We start from the raw sequence: 21,071 nt of genomic DNA, 5'->3' as shown, positions 1-21,071 counted from the left end.
GCTCGGTCGATGATCCCGGTCCCGTCTAGCTCGCGCGTCTGGCTGGCCACCGGGCACACCGACATGCGCAAGGGCTTCGACGGGCTAGCCGCCCTCGTCCAGGACCATCTGGCGCGCGATCCCTTCTCGGGCCAAGCCTTCGTGTTCCGCGGGCGCCAGGGCTACCTGATCAAGCTGCTGTGGTGGGACGGCCAGGGCCTGTGCCCGTTCGCCAAGTGCCTGGAAGAAGGGCCGCTTCGTCTGGCCGTCCACCGCCGGTGCCGCGGCCGCGCTGACGCCGGACCAACTCGCCATGCTGCTGCAGGAGATCGACTGGCGCGCGCTGCTGCGCGGTGATGGCCCAGCGCCACCGGTCGCTCTCCCGCCGGCGCCCAGACCCGCCGCGTGACCGGCTTCAGGCCGAGGCGGTGCTCGTCGCTGCCATGGACGACGACAGGAAGATGCGGCTCGTGGGCCTCCTCCTCGCCGACGGCCTGCGCCAACTTTTAAAAGCCCGCGCGGCCTCGGGCGTCGCCGCCCGCGGGTTGCGCGGGCGCGGCCGTTGCAGTGACCAGCCCAACGCCTTCAGGGCTTCCGAGCCACGCTGCATCGCCACCTGCTCGCGTCCCAACTCCCGGGCCAGGACATCCGCCACTTTGCGGCTCGTCCACACGCCTGCGTCCGCTGGTGGCTCGGCCAGGTGCTGGCGCAGCCGATCGAGGACCTCCGGGGTCAGGATGCTGGGGGCGGCCCCGTTATTGCGACGCCGGTCACCCAGGGCCTCGGGTCCCTCGGCGTTGTAGCGCTCGCAGAGGCGATGCACCCAGCGCTCGCTGCAGGCCGTGGCCGCCGCAGCGTCAGCCAAGCCGTGGCTTTTGGCCGGACGCCAGATCGCCTGGATTTGACGGGCGGTGCGCCCCTCACGGCAGGCCCTGAAGCGCTTCTCCGATTCCGACACGCTCAAGTGTGCGACCAAGCCAGGCATTGGCAGCTTCCGTGACAGACAGCACGCGCTCTCGAATCGGAAAACCGCTATCGGTTCGATGATAAAGTTAAACGCTAAGCTCGATCGATCAACCGGAGGCCGTACGACACCTCAGGACGAGGTGGAGGGATAGGATATACCGTGATCCCCTTCGCTTCGGTCGGGCCGATCCGCTCAAGCAGATTTTTAGATCTTGATATCACTACATAATCGAATATTTCTCGTGCTGCGCTCGCGGCCATCCGGCGGTTCGGATCTGTGTGCCGGATGTTGCAGGTCGCGCGTCGCCTCATCATGGGGGCGGCTCGCAAGATCAACGCATTGGGGCGAACCGCCCGCGACGCGGGCGCTCCAGGCGCGGGAGATCGGCGCAGACGAGATCGGTGACGGCGTCCGGGCCGATCGCCCGCGCGCGACGATCGACCCGGACCATCACGAGGGACGTGGCCGCCGCGCTCGCGAGACCGGCCGCTCCGGCGGCGAGGCCCGCGACCACCAGGCCGTCATCGATCGACCAGGCGGCCGCGGTCATCGCCGCGCCGATCGCCGCCGTCATGGTAAAGAACATCCATCGCCTCCAATTCCCGGAGGCAAATCGTCAAGCTCTGCCAGGTTCATCCGGCGCGGCCGGCGTGGTGTGCGAATCCTGAACGGGATCAACGAGGAACCGAGGGGATCGTTAAGGGATCGGCGCCTAGGCTCGCCGATGGTCAATCGTTCCTGAGTAACCGACCGTGTCCCTGCGTACCAACCTCACCCTCGCGACGATCGCCAGCCTCGGCTTCGCCACGGTGTGCGCCGTCTGCTCGGCGCAACTCGACCGGGAGCCGCCGCGCTCAGGTCAATTCGTCGCCGCGGCCAAGCCGATGCCGCTCGACGAGCCCGTCACCACCGGCTCGATCATCCCGACGCCGCCTGCCGCCAAGGTGGCCCGGCTGGCGAAGATCGAGCCCAGGAACGAGCCCAAGCCCGAGCCCAAGAAGGTCGCCAAGCCCAAGCCCGAGCCGGCTCTCGATTCCGATCGGCTCGCCGCGCTGCTGGCCGAGCCGACGGTGATGAAGCCGAAGCGCTGACCTCAGGCGCGGCGCAGCGCCCGCCACGCGGCGGTGCCTGCGAGCGCCGCCAGCGCCAGCGCGATCAGGGCGTTGTAGCCGGCGAGCGAGATCCCGAGGAAGCGCCAGGCCGCCGCGGTGCAATCGACCGGCCGGGTGGCTTCCAGGGACTTGAGGAAGTCGTTGACGCCGGCCGGCGCCGGGCCGGCGCCGCCGCCGCAATCGCTCGGCCCGGGCCAGAAGCCCCATTCGGCCCCGGCATGGTAGGCGCCGAGTCCGGCCCCGACCAAAAAGATCGCCGCCACCAGCCCGAGCAGCAGGCCCGCGACGCGCCGCGGCAGCAGCAGGGCGGCGGCGAGGAGCGGCAGGGCGAGGTAATAGGGCTGGCGCTCGGTCAGGCAGAGCTTGCACGGCACGTAGCCGAGGCCGTGCTGGAAGATCAGCGCGCCGCCGACGGTGGCGGCGGCGGCGACCAGGACCAGCAGGGCCGCCGGCCGCGGCGCGGTGAGCCGCGCGGCGAGGGCGGGAGCCGGAGGCGCGTGGTTCATGGCGAGAAGCCTCAGAACAGGTAGCGGAAGCCGACGAAGCCGAGCACGCAGACCGCCCCGAACACCGCCGCGACGGCGTTCAGGTGGCGGTCGAGCACGGTGCGGATGCCGACGCCGTAGCGGCCGACGAGGCCCGCCAGGATGAAGAACCGCAGGCCCCGGGTGATCAGCGACAGGACGATGAACCAGAACAGGTCGTAGCCGGCAAAGCCCGACGTGATGGTCACGAGCTTGTAGGGGATCGGGGTGAGACCCTTGAGCAGGATCACCCAGTGTCCGTAATGGGCGTAGGCCTCCCGAAAGGCGTCGGCGCCCTTGTCAAGCCCGTAGAGGTGGAACAGCCAGGCGCCGATCGAATCGTAGAGCAGCGCTCCGATGGCGTAGCCGGCGATCCCGCCGGCCACCGAGGTCAGCGTCGCGATCAGCGCGTAGGTCCAGGCCTTCTCGGGCCGGGTCACCGCCATCGGCACCAGCATCACGTCCGGCGGGATCGGGAAGAACGAGCTCTCCGCAAAGGAGACCGCGCCGAGCGCGTAGGGAGCCGAGGGGCGCGCGGCGAGCGCGAGGATCCACTCGTAGAGGCGGCGCAGCATCGTGGGGAAAGGCCCGTCTGGGATGAGGTCGGCGTCCTTTGAGCACAGGATTGCGGCGCTGGCGAGAGCGCCGGGACCCGCCTCGGGAGGGCGTTCAGGCGAGCGACAGCCGCACGCGCCGGTTCTGCTTGCCCTTCTTCTCGATCGCCGTGACGGTGGCGGTGCCGATCTCGCCCGTGCGGTTCACATGGGTGCCGCCGCAGGGCTGGAGGTCGAGGCCCTCGATCGCCACCAGCCGCACCCGGCCGCTGCCCATCGGCGGCTTCACCGACATCGTCTTGACGAGGCCGGGATTGGCCAGAAGCTCCTCGTCGCTGATCCAGCGCGTCGTCACGGCGGCATCCTGGGCGATCATCTCCCGCAGGCGCGCCGTCACCGCCTCCTTGTCGAGGCCGGCATCCGGGATGTCGAAATCGAGCCGGCCCTCGCCGTCGCCGATCGCGCCGCCGGTGACCGGGTAGGGAAGGGCGACCGAGAGCAGGTGCAGGGCGGTGTGGACCCGCATGCGGGCATGGCGCAACGGCCAGTCGAGGACGAGCCGGACCCGCTCGCCCGGCGCCGGCAGAGCGGTGCCCGGCGCGACACGGTGCAGGATCGTGCGCTTGTCGGGGCCGTAGACGGTGTCGAGGATCGCGATCTCGCCGCCATCCTCCCGCACGAGCCGGCCGCGGTCGCCGGGCTGGCCGCCGCCCTGCGCGTAGAACAGGGTCCGGTCGAGAACGAGGCCGGCCTCGTCCGCCGCCACGATCCGGCCTTCCGCCTCGCGGAGATACGCATCGTCGCGGAAGAGGAGTTCGGTGGACATGCATGCGCTCCGTTCTCGAGGGAGCGCGACACTGCCCCGGCGCCGCGTCGCCGTCGAGGGAGAGTTTACGTTAACCATCTCGGTTAGCGAAACCGCAGGGTTGATCGTGCTTAACCTCTGGTCAGTCGAGACCGAGCCCGCGATGATCGCCACCCCGACCTTCCCGGACCTGTCGGCCCTCGTGGTCGACGAGAGCCTGTATATCCGCCGCATCGTGCGCGACATGCTGATGCGCGTCGGCATCAAGCGCCTGCTCGAGGCGCCGGACGGCGCGGAGGCGCTGGGCGTGCTCGCCGAGAGCAAGCCCGATCTCGTCGTGCTCGACTGGGACCTGGCGATCCTGTCCGGCGAGGAGTTCATTCGCCTCGCCCGCACGCCCGCGACCTCGCCCGCCCCGACCGTGCCGATCATCCTGATGCTGGCCCAGCCGCGCCGCAACGTGGTCGACCGGGCGATCAATCTCGGGGTCAACGAGATCATCGCCAAGCCGTTCTCGCCCAAGACCCTGTGGTCGCGCCTCGACGAGGTGATCAACCGGCCGCGGCCGTTCTCGCAGGTCAAGAGCCTGCTGCGGCCCCAGCCGCGGCTGCCCGCCGCGGCGGTGGTCAAGGGCATGCTCTGACGCGGTCGAGCACGCGCGGCGATTTAATCCGCGAGTCTAAAGTCTTATCCCGGGCGCCGTAATCCGGCTTTCGGCCGGCTCGACCTTTGTCCAGTATCCGGCACCAAACCGGGCGCCCTGCCGTCCGGACGGACAGGGAGAGACCCATGCTCACGCGCCTCGCCGCCATCGCCGCCGTCTGGGCGGCCATCGCCGGCCCGGCCGCCGCCCAGGACGTCGTCCGCCTCGGCAACCTGAAATTCGCCCATTACGGCGCGATCTCCTACATGAAGGAGATCGCCGGCAAATATAACCTCAAGATCGACGAGAAGCAGTTCGCCAAGGGCGCCGACATCTATCCGGCGATGGCGGTCGACCAGATCGACATCGCGGCCTCGGGCGCCGACGGCGCGGTGGCGGCGCGCGGCAACGGCGTGAAGCTCCTGGTGGTGGCGGGCTTCGCCAATGGCGGTGTGCGCATCCTCGGCCGGCCCGATCTCGGCGCCAAGACGCTTGCCGACGTGAAGGGCAAGAAGGTCGCGGTGGTGCGCGGCGGCACCCAGGACCTGATGCTGCTGGCCGAGCTGGAGAAGAACGGCCTGACCTGGTCGGAGCGGCCGGGCAAGGACGTGCAGCTCGTCTACTTCAACAACTACGCCGACCTGAACCAGGCACTCGCCCAGAAATACGTCGACGTGATCTGCCAGAGCGAGCCGCAATCGACGCAGGCGATCTCGAACGGCTGGGGCTACGAGATCGTCAAGCCCTACGACACCCCGGTCGGCGTGCCCTACCGCCCGCTGGTCATGACCGAGAAGATGTATACCGAGAAGCCCGAGGTCGCCGCCCGCGTCCTCAAGCTGTTCGTCGAGGCGACCAAGACCTTCATCGAGAAGCCGGACCTCGCCGAAAAGTACGTCCGCGACACGGTCTTCAAGGGCCAGCTCAGCAGCAAGGATTTCCGCGACTCGATGGAGAACGCGGACTACACCTACGACATGCCGGCCGGTCACATGCAGGTCACGGCCGACCTGATGCACAAGTATGGTCTCGGCAAGATGGTGAACCCGCCCAAGGGCGACGCCGAATGGGTCAAGCTCGACCTGCTCGAGAAGGCGAAGGCCGAACTCGGCGCCAAGACCAACTGAGCCGGTCCGGAGACCTTTCGTGAACCGCCTCTCCGCCTTCCGCGGCGCCTTTCTGCCGATCGGGCTGCTGATCCTCTGGGAGATCGCCAGCCGGGCCGGCCTGTTCTCCGCCGTGGTGCTGCCGCCGCCGAGCGCGGTGGCCTCGCGCTGGTTTTCCAGCCTCGTCCCGGCCCTGCCCTACGATCCCGCCAGCCAGAGCTACGCCGCCTGGCTGGTGTCCGGCGAGCTGCCGCACGACGCGGTGGCGAGCCTCGGCCGGGTGATCGCGGGCTTCGCCATCGGCGTCGGCCTGGCGCTTCCGGTCGGCCTGCTGATGGGGACGAGCGACCGGCTCTACGGCCTCGTCAACCCGCTCCTGCAGATCCTGCGGCCGATCCCGCCGATCGCCTACATCCCGCTCGCCATCGTCTGGTTCGGGTTGGGCAATCCGCCGGCCCTGTTCCTGATCGCGCTCGGCACCTTCTTCCCGGTCCTCGTCAACACGGTGGCGGGGGTGCGGCAGGTCGATTCGATCTATATCCGCGCCGCGCGCAACCTGGGCGCCAATTCCTGGACGATGTTCCGGCGGGTGATCCTGCCGGCGGCGAGCCCCTTCGTTCTCGCCGGCATGCGCATCGGCATCGGCACCGCCTTCATCGTGGTGATCGTCGCCGAGATGATCGCGGTCTCGGACGGGCTCGGCTACCGGATCCTGGAGGCGCGGGAATACATGTGGTCGGACAAGATCATCGGCGGCATGCTGACGATCGGCATCCTCGGCCTCGTCATCGACGGCGCGATGTCGCGCCTCAACGACCACCTGCTGCGCTGGCATCGCGGCCTGGAGCGCTGACACCATGACCGCGACCGCAACGCTCCGCCCGTCGGAGCCCGCCGCCCGGCCCGGGCCGGGGGCTGCCGAGATCACGATCGCGCACGCCTCGAAGGTGTTCGGCACCGACGAGGGGGCCGTGGTGGCGCTCGAGGACGTCACCGCGGCGATCCCGAGCGGCCAGTTCGTCTGCCTGCTGGGGCCGTCGGGCTGCGGCAAGTCCACCCTGCTCAACGCCATCGCGGGATTCTCGCCGCTCACCGCGGGCGAGATCCGCATGAACGGGCACAGGATCGTCGATCCGGGCCCCGACCGGGGCATGGTCTTCCAGGAATACGCCCTGTTTCCCTGGATGAGCGTGGAGCAGAACATCCGCTTCGGCCTCGACATCAAGGGCGTGGCGCGCGGGCAGGCCGACACGGTCGTCGCCGGCATCGCCCAGAAGCTCGGCCTGTCCGACTTCCTCGGCCGCTTCCCGAAGGACCTGTCGGGCGGCATGCGCCAGCGCGTCGCCATCGCCCGCATCCTGGCCCTCGACCCGCCGGTGATGCTGATGGACGAGCCGTTCGGCGCCCTCGACGCGCTGACCCGGCGCACCCTCCAGGACGAGCTGCTGCGGATCTGGGCCGAGTACCGCAAGACCATCGTGTTCGTGACCCACTCGATCGAGGAGGCGATCTACCTCGCCGATCGCATCGTCGTCCTCACCTACCGCCCGGGCCGGATGAAGCGCGACCTGATCGTGCCGCTGCCCCGCCCGCGCGACACGGCCTCGTCCGAGTTCAACGCGCTGAAGCGCGAGCTTGCCGGGCTGGTGATGGAGGAGCAGCAGCGCTTCACCCAGGCCGAACTGAAGGGCACGGCGGTCGACTGACCGTCGAAGCCTGCCGATCGTCCCGGTGAGTCTGCGGGTGGCGCGGCACGATCGCGGCTTTGCGTTCCGCCCGGAGCCACGTAAGCTTCCCGTCATGTGATGGGCTCGTCGCCCCGCGAGGGTGCGACCATGAAGGATATCGGCATCGCCGATGAGGGATGAGACGGTCGTCTCCGTGCCGGCGCGCGCCGCGGAGTACGCCGAGACAGCGCGCGCGACCGCGCCTCCGCCACGCGTGGCGGAGGAGGATGGACCACGCCGGAGCGAGCGGCGCGCCTATGCGGCGCTCGATCTCGGCACCAACAATTGCCGGCTGCTGATCGCCGAGCCGGCGCCCTACGGGTTCCGGGTGATCGACGCCTTCTCGCGCATCGTCCGCCTCGGCGAAGGCTTAGGCAGCACCGACCGCCTGAGCGACGACGCCATCGACCGCACCGTCGACGCGTTGGCGGTGTGCCTCGGCAAGATGCGCTCCCGCGGCGTGGTGCGGTCAAAGTCGATCGCCACCGCCGCCTGCCGGCTCGCGGTGAACGGCCAGGCCTTCGTCGAGCGCGTCCACCGCGAGGTCGGCCTCGATCTCGAAGTGGTGGACCGGCGCACGGAAGCCTATCTCGCCGTCACCGGCTGCGCGGCGCTCGCCGACCGGCACGCCGAATCGGTGGTGATCTTCGATATCGGCGGCGGCTCGACCGAGATCGTCTGGCTCGACGGCTCCGCCGCGCTCGCCCGCAGCGCCGACCCGACCCTGCGCATCCGCGCCTGGGATTCCCTTCCCGTGGGCGTCGTCACCCTGGCCGAGCGCTATGGCGGGGCCGACGTGACCCGCCCGGTCTTCGAGGGCATGGTCGAGGAGGTCGCCGACCGCCTGACCAAGTTCGCGCTGATCGCCGGTGCCGCGGCGCATGCGCCGAACTTCCACCTGCTCGGCACCTCCGGCACGGTGACGACGCTCGCCGCCACCCATCTGCGCCTGCCGCGCTACGACCGACGGCGGATCGACGGGCTGTGGATGCGCGACCGCGAGGTCACCGAGGCGATCGACGGCCTGCTCGCCACGCGGCTGTCCGACCGGGCGCAGAATCCCTGCATCGGCCGCGACCGGGCCGACCTGGTGCTCGCCGGCTGCGCCATCCTGGAGGCGATCCGCCGCGCCTTCCCGTCCGAGCGCCTGCGCATCGCCGATCGCGGCCTGCGCGAGGGCCTCCTGATGAACATGATGCGCGAGGACGGCGTCTGGCGCCGGGGCGTACGACCGGGCTGACGACCGCTCCGGGCTTGCGCATGAGAGCCCGGAGCGTCATTGACCTTGGACGATTTTTTTCGATCATCGAAGGTCACGGGATATGAGCGATCGTCGCGGCGGCGGCCTGCGGGGCGACCTGAAGCAGCGGGTCAAGACCGGGCGCGGGCGCACGGTCTCCTCCAAGCTCTGGCTCGAACGCCAGCTCAACGACCCCTACGTCGCCCGCGCCCGGCGCGAGGGCTACCGCTCGCGGGCGGCCTTCAAGCTGATGGAGATCGACGACCGCTTCCGGCTCCTCAAGCCGGGCCAGCGGGTGGTCGATCTGGGAGCCGCGCCCGGCGGCTGGTCGCAGATCGCCGCCGCCAAGGTCGGCAGCCATCCCGGCGCCCCGATGCCGCGGGGCCGGGTGGTCGGCATCGACCTTCTCGAGATCGAGCCGATGCCCGGCGTCGACTTCGTCACCCTCGACTTCCTCGATCCGACCGCGCCCGGGCTCCTCACCGAGATGCTGGGGGGACCTGCCGACGTCGTGATGTCGGACATGGCCGCCAACGCCACCGGCCACAAGAAGACCGACCACCTGCGCATCATGGGGCTGGCCGAGACGGCGCTGGCGTTTGCCCGCGAGATCCTGGCGCCGGGCGGCACCTACCTCGCCAAGGTCTTGCAGGGCGGCACCGAGGGCGGGTTGCTCACCGATCTGAAGCGCGATTTCGCGAGCGTGCGCCACGTCAAGCCGGCGGCGAGCCGGGCGGATTCGAGCGAGCTCTACGTCCTGGCCACCGGCTATCGCGGCGCCGAGGCGACGGATGGTCCGTATCGCGAGACCGATGACGGCGACGAGGATGACGAGGCGGGCTGGCGGCCGTGACCCCGGCGGCGGCGATCGACCGCGCCCGGGCGCTCCTCCTGGCGGAGGGGTTTTCCGAGATCGGGCAGGGGACGCGGGGCGAGAGCTTCTACTTCGGGCTGCCCGGTGCCGAGGGGCAGGTGCGGGTGGCGAACCATGCTCGGACGCCGAAGCAGCGGCTCAAGCATCCGGAGGTGGTGGCGAGCCTTGTGGTGACGGGGCCGTTGTCGGAGGTGGCTTTGCGGGAGCGCTTGAGCGCGACCTTACGGGATTTTCGGGGGCGGCAGGGGCGGCTAGCGATGGCGATCGAGCCACCCTGACGCCTGTGAGGCGAATGCGTTTTCCTCTCCTGTTAAGGCGAGGATGTGCCCCTTCCTCCGATCGGCTCGTCCACGTGAGTGGCTGCTTTCCCGGCGCGTCCATCTCCTATTTCAAGTTCGGATGTGCGCAAAACAGGTGTTTTCCGACATTCAAGGTGTGTTGGTGTATCCTGCCGGGCGCTCCATGTGGCTGCTCCCGACCCGTTGCGGACTCCGGATGCGCGCCAGCAACCTCAAAGTTAGCTACTTGGGGCTCCGTAGGTATTCCTGCATTAATATACGCTAACGGCACTCATGAGCCCGAACGATCTCCGCGCACCGGGAGAGCGCCATATCGAGCGCCGCACGGGACGGCGCGGCACTCAAACTGATGCGTATTCCAGGGTGGCTCTCCGGCTTTCTTGAAAACGAGGACGAAGAGGCAACGCGAACCCCTGCCGATTCAAACAGCTCGGCTGGCGCATTTGTCGGAATAAAGATGTGAGGCGAAGGCGGATTTCCGCGTAGGCCGGGGAAAAATTCCGTTGCAAGACTGTGTCGAGCCTCGACCTCAAGCCGCTGGCTTTCGACCTGCTTATTCACGCCGCCGCTTTCGATCCATTGGATAGCGACCTCCATCATGAGCGGAGCCATACTCCAGCTTGTGGCGTAGACGGCGGAACTCAGCTTCCCGATCATCTGGCCCTTACCCCAGACAAATCCGGTCCGGAGCCCGGCAGCTACGGTTTTGGAAAGTGTCGAAACGAACAGGATCTGCGCGCCGGAATGTAGAGCGGCCATGGGCTTTGTATCTGTCAATGGGCCATAGGCATCATCCTCTATGATGAGCGTCCCGACGCGGGAGGCTGCTGTCAGCAACTCCTGCCGGCGCGGCAGGGACCAGATTTTCCCGGTGGGATTGTGCAGGGTCGGTACCAATATCGCTGCATCGACAGCAGCATCCGACAACGCTTTCGGTAGAACGCCGTTATCGTCCATCCTCAGGTCTGTGGCCTTCATTCCAAGGCCTTGCGCCAACGCCACGACGCCTGAGTAGGTCTGTTCCTCGACACCAAGGGATTTGATATCGATGACATTAAGGATCGCTGCGAGTGCGGCTTGACCACCAGCGACAGGCACAACCTCTTCCGGTCGCGCAAATATCCCGCGTGTTTCCAACCAACGAACGCCAGCGATCCGCAACCGATCAACCAGCCTTTGGGACGCATAGTCACGCCAGTCTGTGTTAGGCGCCCTAACGACTTGCTCTATTGTTGCTAAAAACCCGTCGTCTTGCGTCGCAACGGGAGTATTCATGGAGAGGTCCAGGATTGCGGGATCGTCCGCACGGGAAGCGAATATTTCGGCGGCCCTGCTACGGCCGAGAATATATGTGCCTCGTCCGACTTCACCATGTATCAGGTGACGGCGCGATGCCTCGCGATAAGCTTTGGTCACCGTCGAGGTGTCGAGGCCCAGCCGCCACGCGATATCGCGATGAGGCGGCAGCCGATCACCAACTTTCAACTCGCCCGTCTCGATCGCGCGCTCGATTGCGTCCGCCAATGCGAGATAGCGCGATCCATTCGATGAAATTTTCGGAGTCCATGTCATTATTGTTTGCCAGACAATGTTCGACTTGAGTCGAGCAATATTGGCGATCACAGTCGGCCGAGCAAGCCCACAAGACCGAAAAAGCCGATGTCGCGGAGCCCGTCAATGAAAACCAACTCTCGATCAACCACCCTTGCGCTCGCTGCGGCTTTTGCGGCGGTGGCGATATGGGGAGCTTCAGCTCCTGCTACGGCAGTGGCCGGACGTAGCATTCCACCAGAGTTGATTGGCGGGCTGCGCTCTCTTCTGGCCGGCATCATTCTATTTCCGCTCCTGCTGCGGTTTCGCGATCGTTTTCCTCCAACATGGGCAGAGCGAGCAGAGCTCATCGCTGGCGGACTGTTTGGCTTCATGGCCTACCCGCTTCTGCTCAGCATCGGTGTCCTGAAAACATCGGTAACCCATGCCTCGGTGATCCTGGCGTCAGCGCCGATGTTCACGGGCCTGCTCAGTTTCCTGATCACTGGCCTATGGCCCAAGGTTCTCTGGTGGGGCGGTAGTGTCGTTTCCTTGTCGGGAGTTGTTATCTTGATGAATTTGCGCGGCCCGACAGCAACAACGGCAACATCGGCGACGCTGCTGGGGGACGGCCTTGTTTTGCTTTCGGTTTTATTCGCCGGCGTCGGCTATGTGTATGGTGGGCGAAGTTCTTCGCGGATTGGTCAATGGCCGGCGACAGCCTGGTCGATCGCCGTGGGAGCGTTGGCCTTCGCGCCATTCACAATCCCCCGGGCAATCACTTTCGACTGGTCCGCGCCCACCACCCTTGAGCTATCCGCACTGATATTCCTGGTGCTGTTCGTCACGATCGTTGGCTACGCGTTATGGTTTTACGCTTTGGGTGAAGCTGGCGCAGCATCAGTTGCTCCAATTCAATTTTTGCAGCCGGTCGTTGGCATCGCTATAGCCGTTTCCTTTTTGGGCGAGGCACTTTCTCTCAATGTCATGATCTCCGGAGCGCTCATCATATTTGGCGTCTGGTTGACGCGCCGGGTATGACGCAAAGCCGGCGAGCCTCGATCAGTGATGAAAAACATGTGTTTGTAGATAGCAGGAGTATTCAACCGCGAAGCGCCTCGAACTCGGCGATAGAGAATATCCGATAAACCCTGTCACATTGGCAGGATGTGCGGAAACGCAACGTGAGGGGTTCCCCTGAGGAATCTCCCTCACCCCGCCTGCTTCGCCGCATCCGCTAGAAACTCCGCCACCGCCTCCACGAAGGGCTGCCCATAGGCATCCCGCTTGCGCTCGCCCACCCCGTGGACCGAGCGCAGGGCCCAGAGGTCGACGGGTTTCGCGCGCGCCATCTCGATCAGGGTGCGATCGGGAAAGATCATATAGGCGGCGACGCCCTCCTGGCGGGCGAGCGTCGCGCGCAAGCCCCGCAGGTGCTGGAACAGCGCCTCGTCGGCCTCGGACAGGCCCAGCGAATCGTCGCGGTCAGTGGCGCCGCGGCGGCGCTCTTTCGGCGCCTTCGGCTCGGGATCGGGGCGCAACTGCACCGGCTCGCGGCCGAACAGGATCGCCTCGCCCTTGTCGGTGAGCGAGAGGCCGCCGTAACCGTCGCCGTTCTCGGCCACGGCGCCCGCGGCGAAGAGCTGGCGCAGGATCGCCCGCCAGGCGGCCACCGGCTTGTCGGAGCCGACCCCGAAGGTCTTGAGCTGGACGTGGCCGTTGCGGCGGATCTGCTCGCTCTCCTTGCCGTGGACGAGGTCGCAGATATAGGCCGCGCCGAAGCGCTGGCCGGTGCGCACCACCGCGGAAAGAACCTTCTGCGCCGCCACCGTGCCGTCGATCAGCGAGACGCCGCCGCGGCACAGGTCGCAGCGGCCGCAAGGAGCGCTCTGCTCGCCGAAATAGCCGAGCAGCGATTGCCGCCGGCAGGTCGCGCCCTCGCACAGCCCGATCATCGCCTCGAGCTTGCGGCGCTCGACCCGGCGGCGGTCGTCGGGCACCTCCTTCTCGTCGATCTGGCGGCGGCGGAGCGCCATGTCGTCGAGGCCGTAGAGGGTGAGCGTGTCGGCCGGCAGCCCGTCGCGGCCGGCGCGGCCGATCTCCTGGTAGTAGCTCTCGATCGTCGAGGGCATGTCGGCGTGGCAGACGTAGCGCACGTCCGGCTTGTTGATGCCCATGCCGAAGGCGATGGTCGCCACCACCACGACGCCGTCCTCCTGGAGGAAGGTGTCCTGGTTGCGCATCCGCACGCTCTGTTCGAGCCCGGCATGGTAGGCGAGCGCGTTGAAGCCGTCCTGCTGCAGGATCTCGGCGATCTGCTCGGTGCGCTTGCGCGACGAGCAATAGATGATGCCGCTCTCGGCCTTGCGCGGGCGCAAGAAACGCGAGAGCTGGCGCGTCGGGTGCTCCTTCGGCGCGAAGGTCAGGCGGATGTTCGGCCGGTCGAAGGAGTGGACGAAGAGTTCGGGCTTGCGGCCGCGGGGAAACAGCCGCTCGGAGATGTCGGCCCGGGTCGCGGCATCCGCCGTCGCGGTGAGCGCCACGGTCTGCACGTCGCCGAGCGCCTCGCGGGCGCGGGCGAGATCGCGGTATTCGGGCCGGAAATCGTGGCCCCATTGCGAGACGCAATGCGCCTCGTCGACGGCGAGCCGCCGGACGCCGGCCCCCTGCAACGCCTCGATCAACCCTTCCATCAGGAGCCGCTCGGGCGAGACGAAGAGCAGGCGCAAGCTCCCCTGGCGGATGCCGCGCCAGGTCTCGCGGGCGCTCGATTCCGAGACCGACGAGTTCAGGGTGCCGGCCGCGACGCCGAAGGCCTCCATCTGCTTCACCTGGTCGTGCATCAGCGCGATCAGGGGTGAGACGACGACGGTCAGCGATTCCTCCACCAGGGCGGGGAGCTGGTAGGTCATCGACTTGCCCGAGCCCGTCGGCATCACCGCGAAGACGTCGCGCCCGTCGAGCACGGCGCCGATCACCTCGGCCTGGCCGGGACGGAAATCCTCGTAGCCGAAGGTTTTGCGAAGGGCGGCGCGGGCCTCGTCGAGGCGGTCTGTCATGGGGTTCGATCGCTCTGCGCGGCCTTGCGACGGAGCGCGAGGCGTGTAGACATGCTGGCGACGGTGTCTACACAGGATCGCGTCCCATGTCGCTCAACATCCGCAGCCAGGAGGTGAATCGGCTGGCTGACAAATTGGCGACGATGGCCGGCGTGAGCAAGACGGAAGCGGTCCGCTTGGCGCTGGCCGCCGAGATCGCCCGCCGTGAGGAATCCGTGCCGCTCGTCGAGCGCATCAAGCCGATCCAGGACTATATCGCGTCGTTCCCGCGCACCGGGCTGAAGGCGGACAAGGCCTTCTTCGACGATCTGAACGGCGAACCCTGATGTTCGTCGACGCCTCGGCGATCGTCGCGATCCTGCTCAAGGAGACCGGGGCGACGGATCTGACCAACCAGATCGATGATGCGCAGGATCCGGTCACCTCGACCCTCGCGGTCTTCGAAGCCGTCACTGCGATCAGCCGCGAGGCTGGCCTGTCCGTCGAGGATGCCGAACGGCAGGTGAGGGGATTCATGGCGATCAGCCGCATCGGGCTCGTCGCCGTGGCAGAGGCCGAGGTCAACGGCGCCCTCGTGGCTTACGCCCGCTACGGCAAAGGGCGGGGCCATCCCGCGCGGCTCAATCTCGGCGACTGCTTCTCCTATGCGTGCGCAGCCGTCCGCGGCCTGCCGATCCTGTTCGTCGGCAACGATTTCAGCCGCACTGCGCTGCCGCCGACGCTCTGAGGCCGTTCAGGCGCGCACGCTGCCCTCCGCCACCTGCACCACGTCCGCCCGTCCGCCCAGCTCCCCGAACAGCACCGGATCGGCCCCGGTCATCCAGACCTGCCCCGGCAGGGCTTCGAGCGCGTCGAACAACCCGGCGCGGCGGCGGGGATCGAGATGGGCGGCGACCTCGTCGAGGAGGACCAGGGGGCTGAGCCCGCTCATCCCGGTGACGAGGCGGGCATGCGCCAGCACCAGGCCGATCAGCAGGGCCTTCTGCTCCCCGGTCGAGGCGGTGGCGGCGGGCACGTCCTTCGGGCCGTGGCGGACCACGAGGTCGGAGGCCTGGGGGCCGGCGAGCGTCCGGCCGGCAGCGCGGTCGCGAAAGCGGTTCTGGCGCAAGGTCGCGCGGTAGCGATCCTCGGCATCGACCGCGGGCCAGACCGCCACGAGGTCGTCGATGTCGCCCTCGAGCCGCACCCCGGCCCAGGGGAAGGGCGAGGCCTCGTCGCGGGTGGACAGGATCAGGCTGTCGAGCCGTTCCACGGTCTCGCGGCGGGCGAGCGCCACGGCGACGGCGAGTTCCGCTACCTCGCGCTCGACGGCGTCGAGCCAGGGCCCGTCGTCGGGCCGCTCCTCCAGCAGGCGGTTGCGCGAGCGGAGCGCCCGCTCCATCGCGCTCACCCGGGCGCCGTGGCCGGCATCGACGGCGAGCACCAGCCGGTCGAGGAAGCGGCGGCGGTCGCCCGCCGGCCCGCGAAACAGCGCGTCGAGATCGGGGGTGAGCCAGACCACCCGCACCTGCTCGGCGAACGCCGTAGGGGAGGGCGCGGTGGCTCCGTCGATGCGGCAGAGCCGGCCGCCGCGCTCGTCGCGCCCCCGCGGCGGCTCCCAGGCGGTGCCGATGCGGTGGTCGCCGTTGGGGCCTTCGAGCATCAGCGACACCGCGAAGCCGCCGGCCCCGCCCTCGCGCGCCATCCCGGACAAATCCGCCCGGCGCAGGCCCCGTCCGGGGGCGAACAGCGACAGGGCCTCCAGGATGTTGGTCTTGCCGGCCCCATTCTCCCCCACCAGCGCGACGAAGTGGCGCCCGACCGCGAGGTCGAGGTCGGCGTGGTTGCGGAAGTCGCGGGCGATCAGCCGGGTGACGCGCAAGGGATTGGGCTCGGTCATCCCCGGGCCATATCACAGGTCGTCGTCTAGGCCCGCCATGTCGCGTGCGCCGTGGATGATCCGATCGATCATCACGATCTCGGTCTGGATGCGGTACAGGATCAGGTCGTTGCCTGCGACCAGCATACGCACGTCAAGGCCGATCTCAGGAGAAGGTTTGCCGCGGAACGGATGGAACGCGAGGCTGAGGCAGCGCTCCTTGAGCGCGGCGACGAATCGTCGAGCCCGAACGGGGCTATCGGTCGCAATGTCGTCGCCGACATCCCTGAGGTCCTTGGCTGCGGGCGCGGAGATGACGACGCGCCTCACGCCTCGCTATCCGGGGTCCTGTAGCGTTCCTCCAACTCGGCGAACACGCTCTCGGCCGGCTGATAGTTGCCGCCCTCCACACCTTCGCGCAACGCCTGCCGGAGGCGCGCGATCTGGGCCTCCCGGCTGCTCAGCAGACGCAGGGCCTCTTCCACGACCTCACTTTCCGAACCGTACCGGCCGGTTCCGACGAGAGCATCGAGAAGGGACGCGGAAGGGGAATCGAGGGAGACGGATCTCGACATGTCACGAATGTGCGCGCGACTCTCGCCGCGCGCAATCCCATCCTCACACCCGCATCGGCATCAGCACGTAGAGCGCCGGCGCGCCCTCGCGGTCCTGGATCACCGTCGGCGAGCCCGGATCGGCGAGGCGGAAGAGCGCGGTGTCGCCGTCGAGCTGGGCCGTGATGTCGAGGAGGTAGCGGGCGTTGAAGCCGATATCGAGCGGGCCCGACTCGTAGTCGACGTCCAGTTCCTCGGTCGCCGAGCCCGAATCCGGGTTATTGACCGAGAGCGACAGGCGCCCGTCGGTCATCGCGAGCTTCACCGCGCGGCCGCGCTCGGAGGAGATGGTCGAGACGCGGTCGACCGCCTTGGCGAACTGGTCGCGCTCGACCGTCAGGCGCTTGTCGTTGCCGGTCGGGATGACGCGGGCGTAGTCCGGGAAGGTGCCGTCGATCAGCTTCGAGATCAGGGTGACGCCCGACGAGAAGCTGAAACGGACCTTGGCCGACGAGATCTCGACGCCGACGGTCTCGCCGCCATCCTCGACGAGCTTCTGGATCTCGGCCACGGCCTTGCGCGGCACGATGATGCCCGGCATGCCGCCGCTGCCCTCCGGCGCCTCCATCTGGACGCGGGCGAGGCGGTGGCCGTCGGTGGCCACCGCCCGCAGCTTGAGCGAGCCTTCCGCCTCGATGGTGTGGAAGAAGATGCCGTTGAGGTAGTAGCGCGTCTCCTCGGTCGAGATCGCGAACTGGGTCTTGTCGATCAGGCGCTTGAGGTCGGCGGCCGGCAGCTCGAAGGCGTGCGGCAGCTCGCCGGCGGCGAGATCGGGGAAATCGGCCTCCGGCAGGGCGCCGAGGGTGAAGCGCGAGCGGCCCGAGCGGATCAGCATCTGGCCGGTCTCGCCGCTGGTCTCGAGCGAGACCTGGGCGCCGTCGGGCAGTTTCCGGACGATGTCGTAGATGACGTGGGCCGGCACCGTGATGGCGCCGCCATCGACCACGTCGGCGGGGATCGTCTCGGTCACCTCGATGTCGAGGTCGGTGGCCTTGAGCTGGAGGCCGTCCGGCCCGAGCGCAGCAGCACGTTCGACAGGATCGGGATCGTGTTGCGCCGCTCCACGACGCGGTGCACGTGGCCGAGCGACCGAAGAAGGGCCGCGCGCTCGACGGTGACTTTCATCAGGGTGATCCGTGTCTCGAACGACCGACCGTTCAAGGCCGGCAACCGCACTCGTTGCCCCGTGCACGCACGGGACGGGAACTTTGGCGAAGGCGCTCCCCGAACGCAAGCCGGCGGGGAAGGCTCATCCACGAGCCTCCCCCGCGCGCATCGCGCAGGGTTATCGATTCCGGCGCCTCAATCCTGGAGCATGCGCTTCAGGAGCTCGACCTCGTCGCAGAGCGCCGTGTCCTCGCCGATCGCCTTCTCGATCTTGCGCACCGCGTGGAGCACCGTGGTGTGGTCGCGCCCGCCGAAGCGCCGGCCGATCTCCGGCAGGGAGCGGAGTGTCAGCACCTTCGAGAGGTACATGGCGATCTGGCGCGGCTTGACCACCGCGGCGGTGCGGCGCTCGGAGAGGATGTCGGAGCGCGAGACGTTGTAGCGGCTCGCCACCAGCTTCTGGATGTCCTCGATCTTGACCCGCTTCGGCTCGCGGTTCTTCACGAGGTCGCGGATCGCCGTCTCGGCGGTGTCGAGGGTGACCGGCGCCCCGGTCAGCGTGGCGTGGGCGAGCAGCCGGTTGACCGCGCCTTCGAGGTCGCGGCCGTTGGCGGTGATCGCCTTGGCCACGTATTCGGCGACCGCGGGACCGACCTCGAAGGCCGGGTGCGAGGCCCGCACCGCTTCGAGGCGCGATTGCAGGATCGAGGCGCGCAGGGCCTCGTCGAGGGTGCCGATCTCGACCACGAGACCGCCGGCGAGGCGCGAGCGGACGCGCTCGTCGAGGGCCTCCAGCTCCGTCGGCGGCCGGTCGGCCGCCACCACCACCTGGCGCCCGGCATCGATGAGGGCGTTCAGGGTGTGGCCGAACTCGGCCTGGATCGAGCGGCCCTGGATGAACTGCACGTCGTCGAGGATCAGGACGTCGATCGCCCGCAGCTTCTCCTTGAAGGCCAGCGCGCTCTGGGTCTTCAGCGCGTTGACGAAGCCGTACATGAAGCGGTCGGCGGTGAGGTAGATCACCCGGCGGCCGGCATTCTTCACGGAATGGCCGATGCCGTGGAGGAGGTGGGTTTTCCCTAAGCCCACGCCGGCATGGAAGTAGAGCGGGTTGTAGAGGGCGGGACCGCCGTCGTGGCGGGCGACCCGCTCGGCGGCGGCATGCGCCAGGGCGTTCGAGCGGCCGACCACGAAGCTCTCGAAGGTCAGGCGCGCATCGAGCGGTGCGCCGCCGAGATCGCCCTCCGGGGCGGACCCGCGGGCGGCACGCTCGGGCTCGGGCAACTCGACGACCGGGCTCGGGCTCGCGGTGGGGCGCGGGCTCGGGGCCGGCTTCGTCAGCGCGGCGGCGCCCGGCCGGGCCGGCGCCATCGCGCCGCGCACCCCGACTTCCAGGCTCTCGATGCCGTCGGCCTCGCTGCGGAAGGTGGCCAGCACCCGGTCGATGTAGTGCGACTCGATCCAGCTCTTGAGGAACCGGGTCGGGACGGTCAGGCGGGCGACGCCGCCGGAAACGTCCTGCAATTCGAGCCGGGCAAACCAGCTCGCGAACACGTCCTCGCCGAGTTCCGCCCGCAGGCGGCGCTTCACCCGTTGCCAGGCTCCCGCGATCTCGGCGGCTGCGACGTCGCGGCCGTCATCGCCATTGCCGCCACGGCCGGAACCGACCCCTTCCGCCAAGCTGCCGTCCACACGCATGACTGGTCCCTTCTCGGCCCGGTGACGGCTGCCCGCTCCCGGTCCGTACGCAGATACGCTTGCCGCCCGGGCCCCGAACGAGGGGATGGGCGGCGGGGTCGAAGGCCCGGGAAGTCAACTCCCTCCCGGCCTTTGTCCCCTTGGTTCATCCCGGTCTATCAACAACTGGTCTCGTTTCTCTTAAAGGCCTGAAGCCTCCAAATCCGCGAGGCGCCGCCGAGGCTTGGCGGCACGACGCGGCGATCCCGCGGGTGTTGCGCCGCGGTCGGGGCCGGTCGGTCGATCGAGAGCGGGACGAGACCCGCGCGAGCGGCGGGCATGGACAAAAGCTAGGCTGTCCAGGGGATGCTTCGCAACAGGAACGATCGGCGGCAGGGTGAACCGATCGTTACACCGATCCCTCGCCCACGCCCGATCCACAGCCTGTCCGGCGGCAACGTGCTGGAATCGTGACCGTTTCGTTGAAGTGCCCGTCGGCCCTGCGAAAGACCCGTGCGAACTCAAGGGCTTGTCGAGAATGGGGAGGGCGCCGGGGACAGGCCGGTGGAAATCGCCGCCGTGTCTCCCGCGCACTTGACAGGCGCTTCCGCCGCTCCAGGCCAGGGGATCACGGTCAGTTCGGGCCACAGCGCCCGGGCCCGCTCCGCCTTGGCGGCGTAGGCCGGCCCGTTGGCGAGGGCGGGGTTGGGGCGCAGGACCATCCCGAACAGGTCGGCGAGGCCGAACGGCGCGGCGATCGACAGCGTGTCGTCCGGCTCGAGCCGCACCCCGACCGCGTGGACCACCGCCGCGTAGCGGGCGAGCGCGGCGTCGGCGCTCGGAAGGGGAGGGTAGGGGCCGCCGAAGCGGCGCTCGAACCACAGATGGACGCGGGCCTGGTTGCGGATCTCGACCGGGCCGACGCCCTCCGCGAGCACGGGGGCCGCGCGACGCAGGACCGCGTCCTCGGCGTCCCAGGAGAGGTCGATATCGTCGAAGTAGATCAGGTCGTAGTCGCGGATGCCGTGGCCGCGCGGACGGCCGGTCAAGGCGTTCCAGACCGTCTGGTACAGGCAGCCGGCGACGAGGCGCCATTGCGGCAGGGCGAGGTGGCGGGCCTTCGCCAGGAGCGCCGTCAGGTCGGGGTCGGACCGGATGATGGCGGCGAGCCGCAATCGGTGCTCAGCCTCGTCAGGACCTGCGTGACTAGGCTTCACAGTTGGCTGTGTGATCACGGCAGGGTGTCCGGCTCTCTCACCTCATCCTGAGGTGTCAGTCCATCATTGATGGACTGACCTCGAAGGAGGGCTCCAGGGATCGCAGAGACTTCTGGAGCCCTCCTTCGAGGCTCCCGTTGGTCACACCTCAGGATGAGGTAAGAGGGTAGGAGCGCCTG

The 21,071-nt window shown here is 68.3% G+C and carries 25 protein-coding genes and 1 pseudogene (1 of these 26 running past the window's edge); 13 read left to right on the top strand and 13 right to left on the bottom strand.

The features are described 5' to 3' along the window. Both F1D61_RS07175 and tnpB read left to right on the top strand, forming a co-directional pair. Positions 1-13, top strand: the final stretch of a protein-coding gene (locus F1D61_RS07175; RefSeq protein ID WP_203159401.1) for a hypothetical protein. The gene continues 191 nt to the left of window position 1, outside the view; 13 of the gene's 204 nt are visible here — the last part of the coding sequence; its start codon lies off the left edge, out of view; it ends in the stop codon at positions 11-13. A 50-nt stretch (positions 14-63) separates the two neighbouring features. Continuing rightward, the gene (gene tnpB / locus F1D61_RS07170) at positions 64-336 is read left to right on the top strand and encodes an IS66 family insertion sequence element accessory protein TnpB (protein WP_348649432.1); all 273 of its coding nucleotides are present in this window, start codon (positions 64-66) and stop codon (positions 334-336) included. A 58-nt stretch (positions 337-394) separates the two neighbouring features. Here the strand turns inward: tnpB and F1D61_RS07165 are convergent, their stop codons facing one another. Both F1D61_RS07165 and F1D61_RS07160 read right to left on the bottom strand, forming a co-directional pair. Further along, positions 395-937, bottom strand: coding sequence for a helix-turn-helix domain-containing protein (locus tag F1D61_RS07165; protein WP_246775941.1), 543 nt, complete (start codon positions 935-937; stop codon positions 395-397). 340 nt (positions 938-1,277) lie between these two features. Beyond that, the gene (locus F1D61_RS07160; protein WP_203157176.1) at positions 1,278-1,532 is read right to left on the bottom strand and encodes a hypothetical protein; all 255 of its coding nucleotides are present in this window, start codon (positions 1,530-1,532) and stop codon (positions 1,278-1,280) included. Between the two features lie 166 nt (positions 1,533-1,698). Here F1D61_RS07160 and F1D61_RS07155 point away from each other — a divergent pair, with 166 nt between their 5' ends. Further along, positions 1,699-2,037 carry a hypothetical protein gene (locus F1D61_RS07155; protein WP_203157174.1) on the top strand — a complete coding sequence of 113 codons (339 nt, stop codon included), beginning with the start codon at positions 1,699-1,701 and terminating at the stop codon, positions 2,035-2,037. Positions 2,038-2,039: 2 nt separating this feature from the next. Here the strand turns inward: F1D61_RS07155 and F1D61_RS07150 are convergent, their stop codons facing one another. The 3 genes from F1D61_RS07150 to F1D61_RS07140 form a co-directional block, all read right to left on the bottom strand. After that, positions 2,040-2,564: a disulfide bond formation protein B gene (locus F1D61_RS07150; RefSeq protein WP_203157171.1), complete on the bottom strand. Its 525-nt coding sequence runs from the start codon at positions 2,562-2,564 to the stop codon at positions 2,040-2,042. Between the two features lie 11 nt (positions 2,565-2,575). After that, positions 2,576-3,157 (bottom strand): YqaA family protein, encoded by a 582-nt coding sequence (locus F1D61_RS07145; RefSeq protein ID WP_203157169.1) that lies wholly within the window; start codon positions 3,155-3,157, stop codon positions 2,576-2,578. A gap of 94 nt (positions 3,158-3,251) precedes the next feature. After that, complete coding sequence (locus F1D61_RS07140; RefSeq protein WP_203157166.1) at positions 3,252-3,962, bottom strand: alanyl-tRNA editing protein; 711 nt, start codon at positions 3,960-3,962, stop codon at positions 3,252-3,254. Between the two features lie 142 nt (positions 3,963-4,104). On the opposite strand from F1D61_RS07140, the gene F1D61_RS07135 reads away from it, so the two are divergent. From F1D61_RS07135 to F1D61_RS07105, 7 genes are all read left to right on the top strand, one after another. Continuing rightward, on the top strand, positions 4,105-4,584 hold the full coding sequence (locus F1D61_RS07135) for a response regulator (RefSeq protein WP_203157164.1): 480 nt from the start codon (positions 4,105-4,107) through the stop codon (positions 4,582-4,584). 146 nt (positions 4,585-4,730) lie between these two features. After that, entirely contained in the window at positions 4,731-5,711 is a 981-nt protein-coding gene (locus F1D61_RS07130; protein ID WP_203157163.1) for an ABC transporter substrate-binding protein, read from the top strand. A 19-nt stretch (positions 5,712-5,730) separates the two neighbouring features. Continuing rightward, on the top strand, positions 5,731-6,543 hold the full coding sequence (locus F1D61_RS07125; protein ID WP_203157160.1) for an ABC transporter permease: 813 nt from the start codon (positions 5,731-5,733) through the stop codon (positions 6,541-6,543). Positions 6,544-6,547: 4 nt separating this feature from the next. Continuing rightward, entirely contained in the window at positions 6,548-7,396 is an 849-nt protein-coding gene (locus tag F1D61_RS07120) for an ABC transporter ATP-binding protein (RefSeq protein ID WP_203157158.1), read from the top strand. A 151-nt stretch (positions 7,397-7,547) separates the two neighbouring features. Continuing rightward, the gene (locus F1D61_RS07115) at positions 7,548-8,657 is read left to right on the top strand and encodes a Ppx/GppA phosphatase family protein (protein ID WP_203157156.1); all 1,110 of its coding nucleotides are present in this window, start codon (positions 7,548-7,550) and stop codon (positions 8,655-8,657) included. An 82-nt stretch (positions 8,658-8,739) separates the two neighbouring features. Next, positions 8,740-9,510 (top strand): RlmE family RNA methyltransferase, encoded by a 771-nt coding sequence (locus F1D61_RS07110; RefSeq protein ID WP_203157154.1) that lies wholly within the window; start codon positions 8,740-8,742, stop codon positions 9,508-9,510. Next, positions 9,507-9,809 (top strand): hypothetical protein, encoded by a 303-nt coding sequence (locus F1D61_RS07105; RefSeq protein ID WP_246775762.1) that lies wholly within the window; start codon positions 9,507-9,509, stop codon positions 9,807-9,809. Before F1D61_RS07110 ends, F1D61_RS07105 begins: the two co-directional genes overlap by 4 nt. Positions 9,810-10,091: 282 nt before the next feature. On the opposite strand, the gene F1D61_RS07100 is transcribed toward F1D61_RS07105, so the two are convergent. Beyond that, positions 10,092-11,402: a PLP-dependent aminotransferase family protein gene (locus tag F1D61_RS07100; protein ID WP_203157153.1), complete on the bottom strand. Its 1,311-nt coding sequence runs from the start codon at positions 11,400-11,402 to the stop codon at positions 10,092-10,094. A 105-nt stretch (positions 11,403-11,507) separates the two neighbouring features. Here F1D61_RS07100 and F1D61_RS07095 point away from each other — a divergent pair, with 105 nt between their 5' ends. Further along, positions 11,508-12,401, top strand: coding sequence for a DMT family transporter (locus tag F1D61_RS07095; RefSeq protein ID WP_203157151.1), 894 nt, complete (start codon positions 11,508-11,510; stop codon positions 12,399-12,401). A gap of 170 nt (positions 12,402-12,571) precedes the next feature. Here F1D61_RS07095 and recQ read toward each other — a convergent pair whose 3' ends face one another. Next, positions 12,572-14,419 carry a DNA helicase RecQ gene (gene recQ, locus F1D61_RS07090; RefSeq protein WP_203157149.1) on the bottom strand — a complete coding sequence of 616 codons (1,848 nt, stop codon included), beginning with the start codon at positions 14,417-14,419 and terminating at the stop codon, positions 12,572-12,574. An 86-nt stretch (positions 14,420-14,505) separates the two neighbouring features. Here recQ and F1D61_RS07085 point away from each other — a divergent pair, with 86 nt between their 5' ends. Then, positions 14,506-14,745 carry a type II toxin-antitoxin system VapB family antitoxin gene (locus F1D61_RS07085; RefSeq protein WP_060845200.1) on the top strand — a complete coding sequence of 80 codons (240 nt, stop codon included), beginning with the start codon at positions 14,506-14,508 and terminating at the stop codon, positions 14,743-14,745. After that, positions 14,745-15,146, top strand: a complete 402-nt coding sequence (locus F1D61_RS07080) for a type II toxin-antitoxin system VapC family toxin (RefSeq protein WP_203157147.1) — start codon at positions 14,745-14,747, stop codon at positions 15,144-15,146. The genes F1D61_RS07085 and F1D61_RS07080 overlap by 1 nt, the downstream gene beginning before the upstream one ends. Positions 15,147-15,152: 6 nt before the next feature. Here F1D61_RS07080 and recF read toward each other — a convergent pair whose 3' ends face one another. The 6 genes and pseudogenes from recF to F1D61_RS07050 all read right to left on the bottom strand — a co-directional run bounded on the left by recF (position 15,153) and on the right by F1D61_RS07050 (position 20,850). Beyond that, positions 15,153-16,298 carry a DNA replication/repair protein RecF gene (gene recF, locus F1D61_RS07075; RefSeq protein WP_203157144.1) on the bottom strand — a complete coding sequence of 382 codons (1,146 nt, stop codon included), beginning with the start codon at positions 16,296-16,298 and terminating at the stop codon, positions 15,153-15,155. Positions 16,299-16,310: 12 nt separating this feature from the next. Continuing rightward, complete coding sequence (locus tag F1D61_RS07070; RefSeq protein WP_203157142.1) at positions 16,311-16,607, bottom strand: type II toxin-antitoxin system RelE/ParE family toxin; 297 nt, start codon at positions 16,605-16,607, stop codon at positions 16,311-16,313. Next, positions 16,604-16,852 (bottom strand): type II toxin-antitoxin system ParD family antitoxin, encoded by a 249-nt coding sequence (locus F1D61_RS07065; protein ID WP_203157140.1) that lies wholly within the window; start codon positions 16,850-16,852, stop codon positions 16,604-16,606. Before F1D61_RS07065 ends, F1D61_RS07070 begins: the two co-directional genes overlap by 4 nt. A 43-nt stretch (positions 16,853-16,895) precedes the next feature. Continuing rightward, positions 16,896-18,016 (bottom strand): annotated as a pseudogene (gene dnaN, locus F1D61_RS07060) (DNA polymerase III subunit beta). Positions 18,017-18,193: 177 nt separating this feature from the next. After that, the gene (gene dnaA, locus F1D61_RS07055; protein ID WP_203157138.1) at positions 18,194-19,696 is read right to left on the bottom strand and encodes a chromosomal replication initiator protein DnaA; all 1,503 of its coding nucleotides are present in this window, start codon (positions 19,694-19,696) and stop codon (positions 18,194-18,196) included. A 500-nt stretch (positions 19,697-20,196) separates the two neighbouring features. Continuing rightward, positions 20,197-20,850 carry a nucleotidyltransferase family protein gene (locus tag F1D61_RS07050; protein ID WP_246775761.1) on the bottom strand — a complete coding sequence of 218 codons (654 nt, stop codon included), beginning with the start codon at positions 20,848-20,850 and terminating at the stop codon, positions 20,197-20,199. Positions 20,851-21,071: the final 221 nt, after the last annotated feature.

Source organism: Methylobacterium aquaticum, from assembly GCF_016804325.1.
Taxonomy (GTDB): domain Bacteria; phylum Pseudomonadota; class Alphaproteobacteria; order Rhizobiales; family Beijerinckiaceae; genus Methylobacterium; species Methylobacterium aquaticum_C.
Note: the sequence above shows the minus strand (reverse complement) of the source record. Positions and strands in the feature narration are given on the sequence as shown.

Coding starts and splice junctions, on each gene's coding strand:
- tnpB (WP_348649432.1), top strand. CDS start 64: ATGCGCAAGGGCTTCGACGGGCTAGCCGCCCTCGTCCAGGACCATCTG.
- F1D61_RS07160 (WP_203157176.1), bottom strand. CDS start 1,532: ATGTTCTTTACCATGACGGCGGCGATCGGCGCGGCGATGACCGCGGCC.
- F1D61_RS07150 (WP_203157171.1), bottom strand. CDS start 2,564: ATGAACCACGCGCCTCCGGCTCCCGCCCTCGCCGCGCGGCTCACCGCG.
- F1D61_RS07145 (WP_203157169.1), bottom strand. CDS start 3,157: ATGCTGCGCCGCCTCTACGAGTGGATCCTCGCGCTCGCCGCGCGCCCC.
- F1D61_RS07140 (WP_203157166.1), bottom strand. CDS start 3,962: ATGTCCACCGAACTCCTCTTCCGCGACGATGCGTATCTCCGCGAGGCG.
- F1D61_RS07135 (WP_203157164.1), top strand. CDS start 4,105: ATGATCGCCACCCCGACCTTCCCGGACCTGTCGGCCCTCGTGGTCGAC.
- F1D61_RS07130 (WP_203157163.1), top strand. CDS start 4,731: ATGCTCACGCGCCTCGCCGCCATCGCCGCCGTCTGGGCGGCCATCGCC.
- F1D61_RS07120 (WP_203157158.1), top strand. CDS start 6,548: ATGACCGCGACCGCAACGCTCCGCCCGTCGGAGCCCGCCGCCCGGCCC.
- F1D61_RS07115 (WP_203157156.1), top strand. CDS start 7,548: ATGAGGGATGAGACGGTCGTCTCCGTGCCGGCGCGCGCCGCGGAGTAC.
- F1D61_RS07110 (WP_203157154.1), top strand. CDS start 8,740: ATGAGCGATCGTCGCGGCGGCGGCCTGCGGGGCGACCTGAAGCAGCGG.
- F1D61_RS07100 (WP_203157153.1), bottom strand. CDS start 11,402: ATGACATGGACTCCGAAAATTTCATCGAATGGATCGCGCTATCTCGCA.
- F1D61_RS07095 (WP_203157151.1), top strand. CDS start 11,508: ATGAAAACCAACTCTCGATCAACCACCCTTGCGCTCGCTGCGGCTTTT.
- recQ (WP_203157149.1), bottom strand. CDS start 14,419: ATGACAGACCGCCTCGACGAGGCCCGCGCCGCCCTTCGCAAAACCTTC.
- F1D61_RS07085 (WP_060845200.1), top strand. CDS start 14,506: ATGTCGCTCAACATCCGCAGCCAGGAGGTGAATCGGCTGGCTGACAAA.
- F1D61_RS07080 (WP_203157147.1), top strand. CDS start 14,745: ATGTTCGTCGACGCCTCGGCGATCGTCGCGATCCTGCTCAAGGAGACC.
- recF (WP_203157144.1), bottom strand. CDS start 16,298: ATGACCGAGCCCAATCCCTTGCGCGTCACCCGGCTGATCGCCCGCGAC.
- F1D61_RS07065 (WP_203157140.1), bottom strand. CDS start 16,852: ATGTCGAGATCCGTCTCCCTCGATTCCCCTTCCGCGTCCCTTCTCGAT.
- dnaA (WP_203157138.1), bottom strand. CDS start 19,696: ATGCGTGTGGACGGCAGCTTGGCGGAAGGGGTCGGTTCCGGCCGTGGC.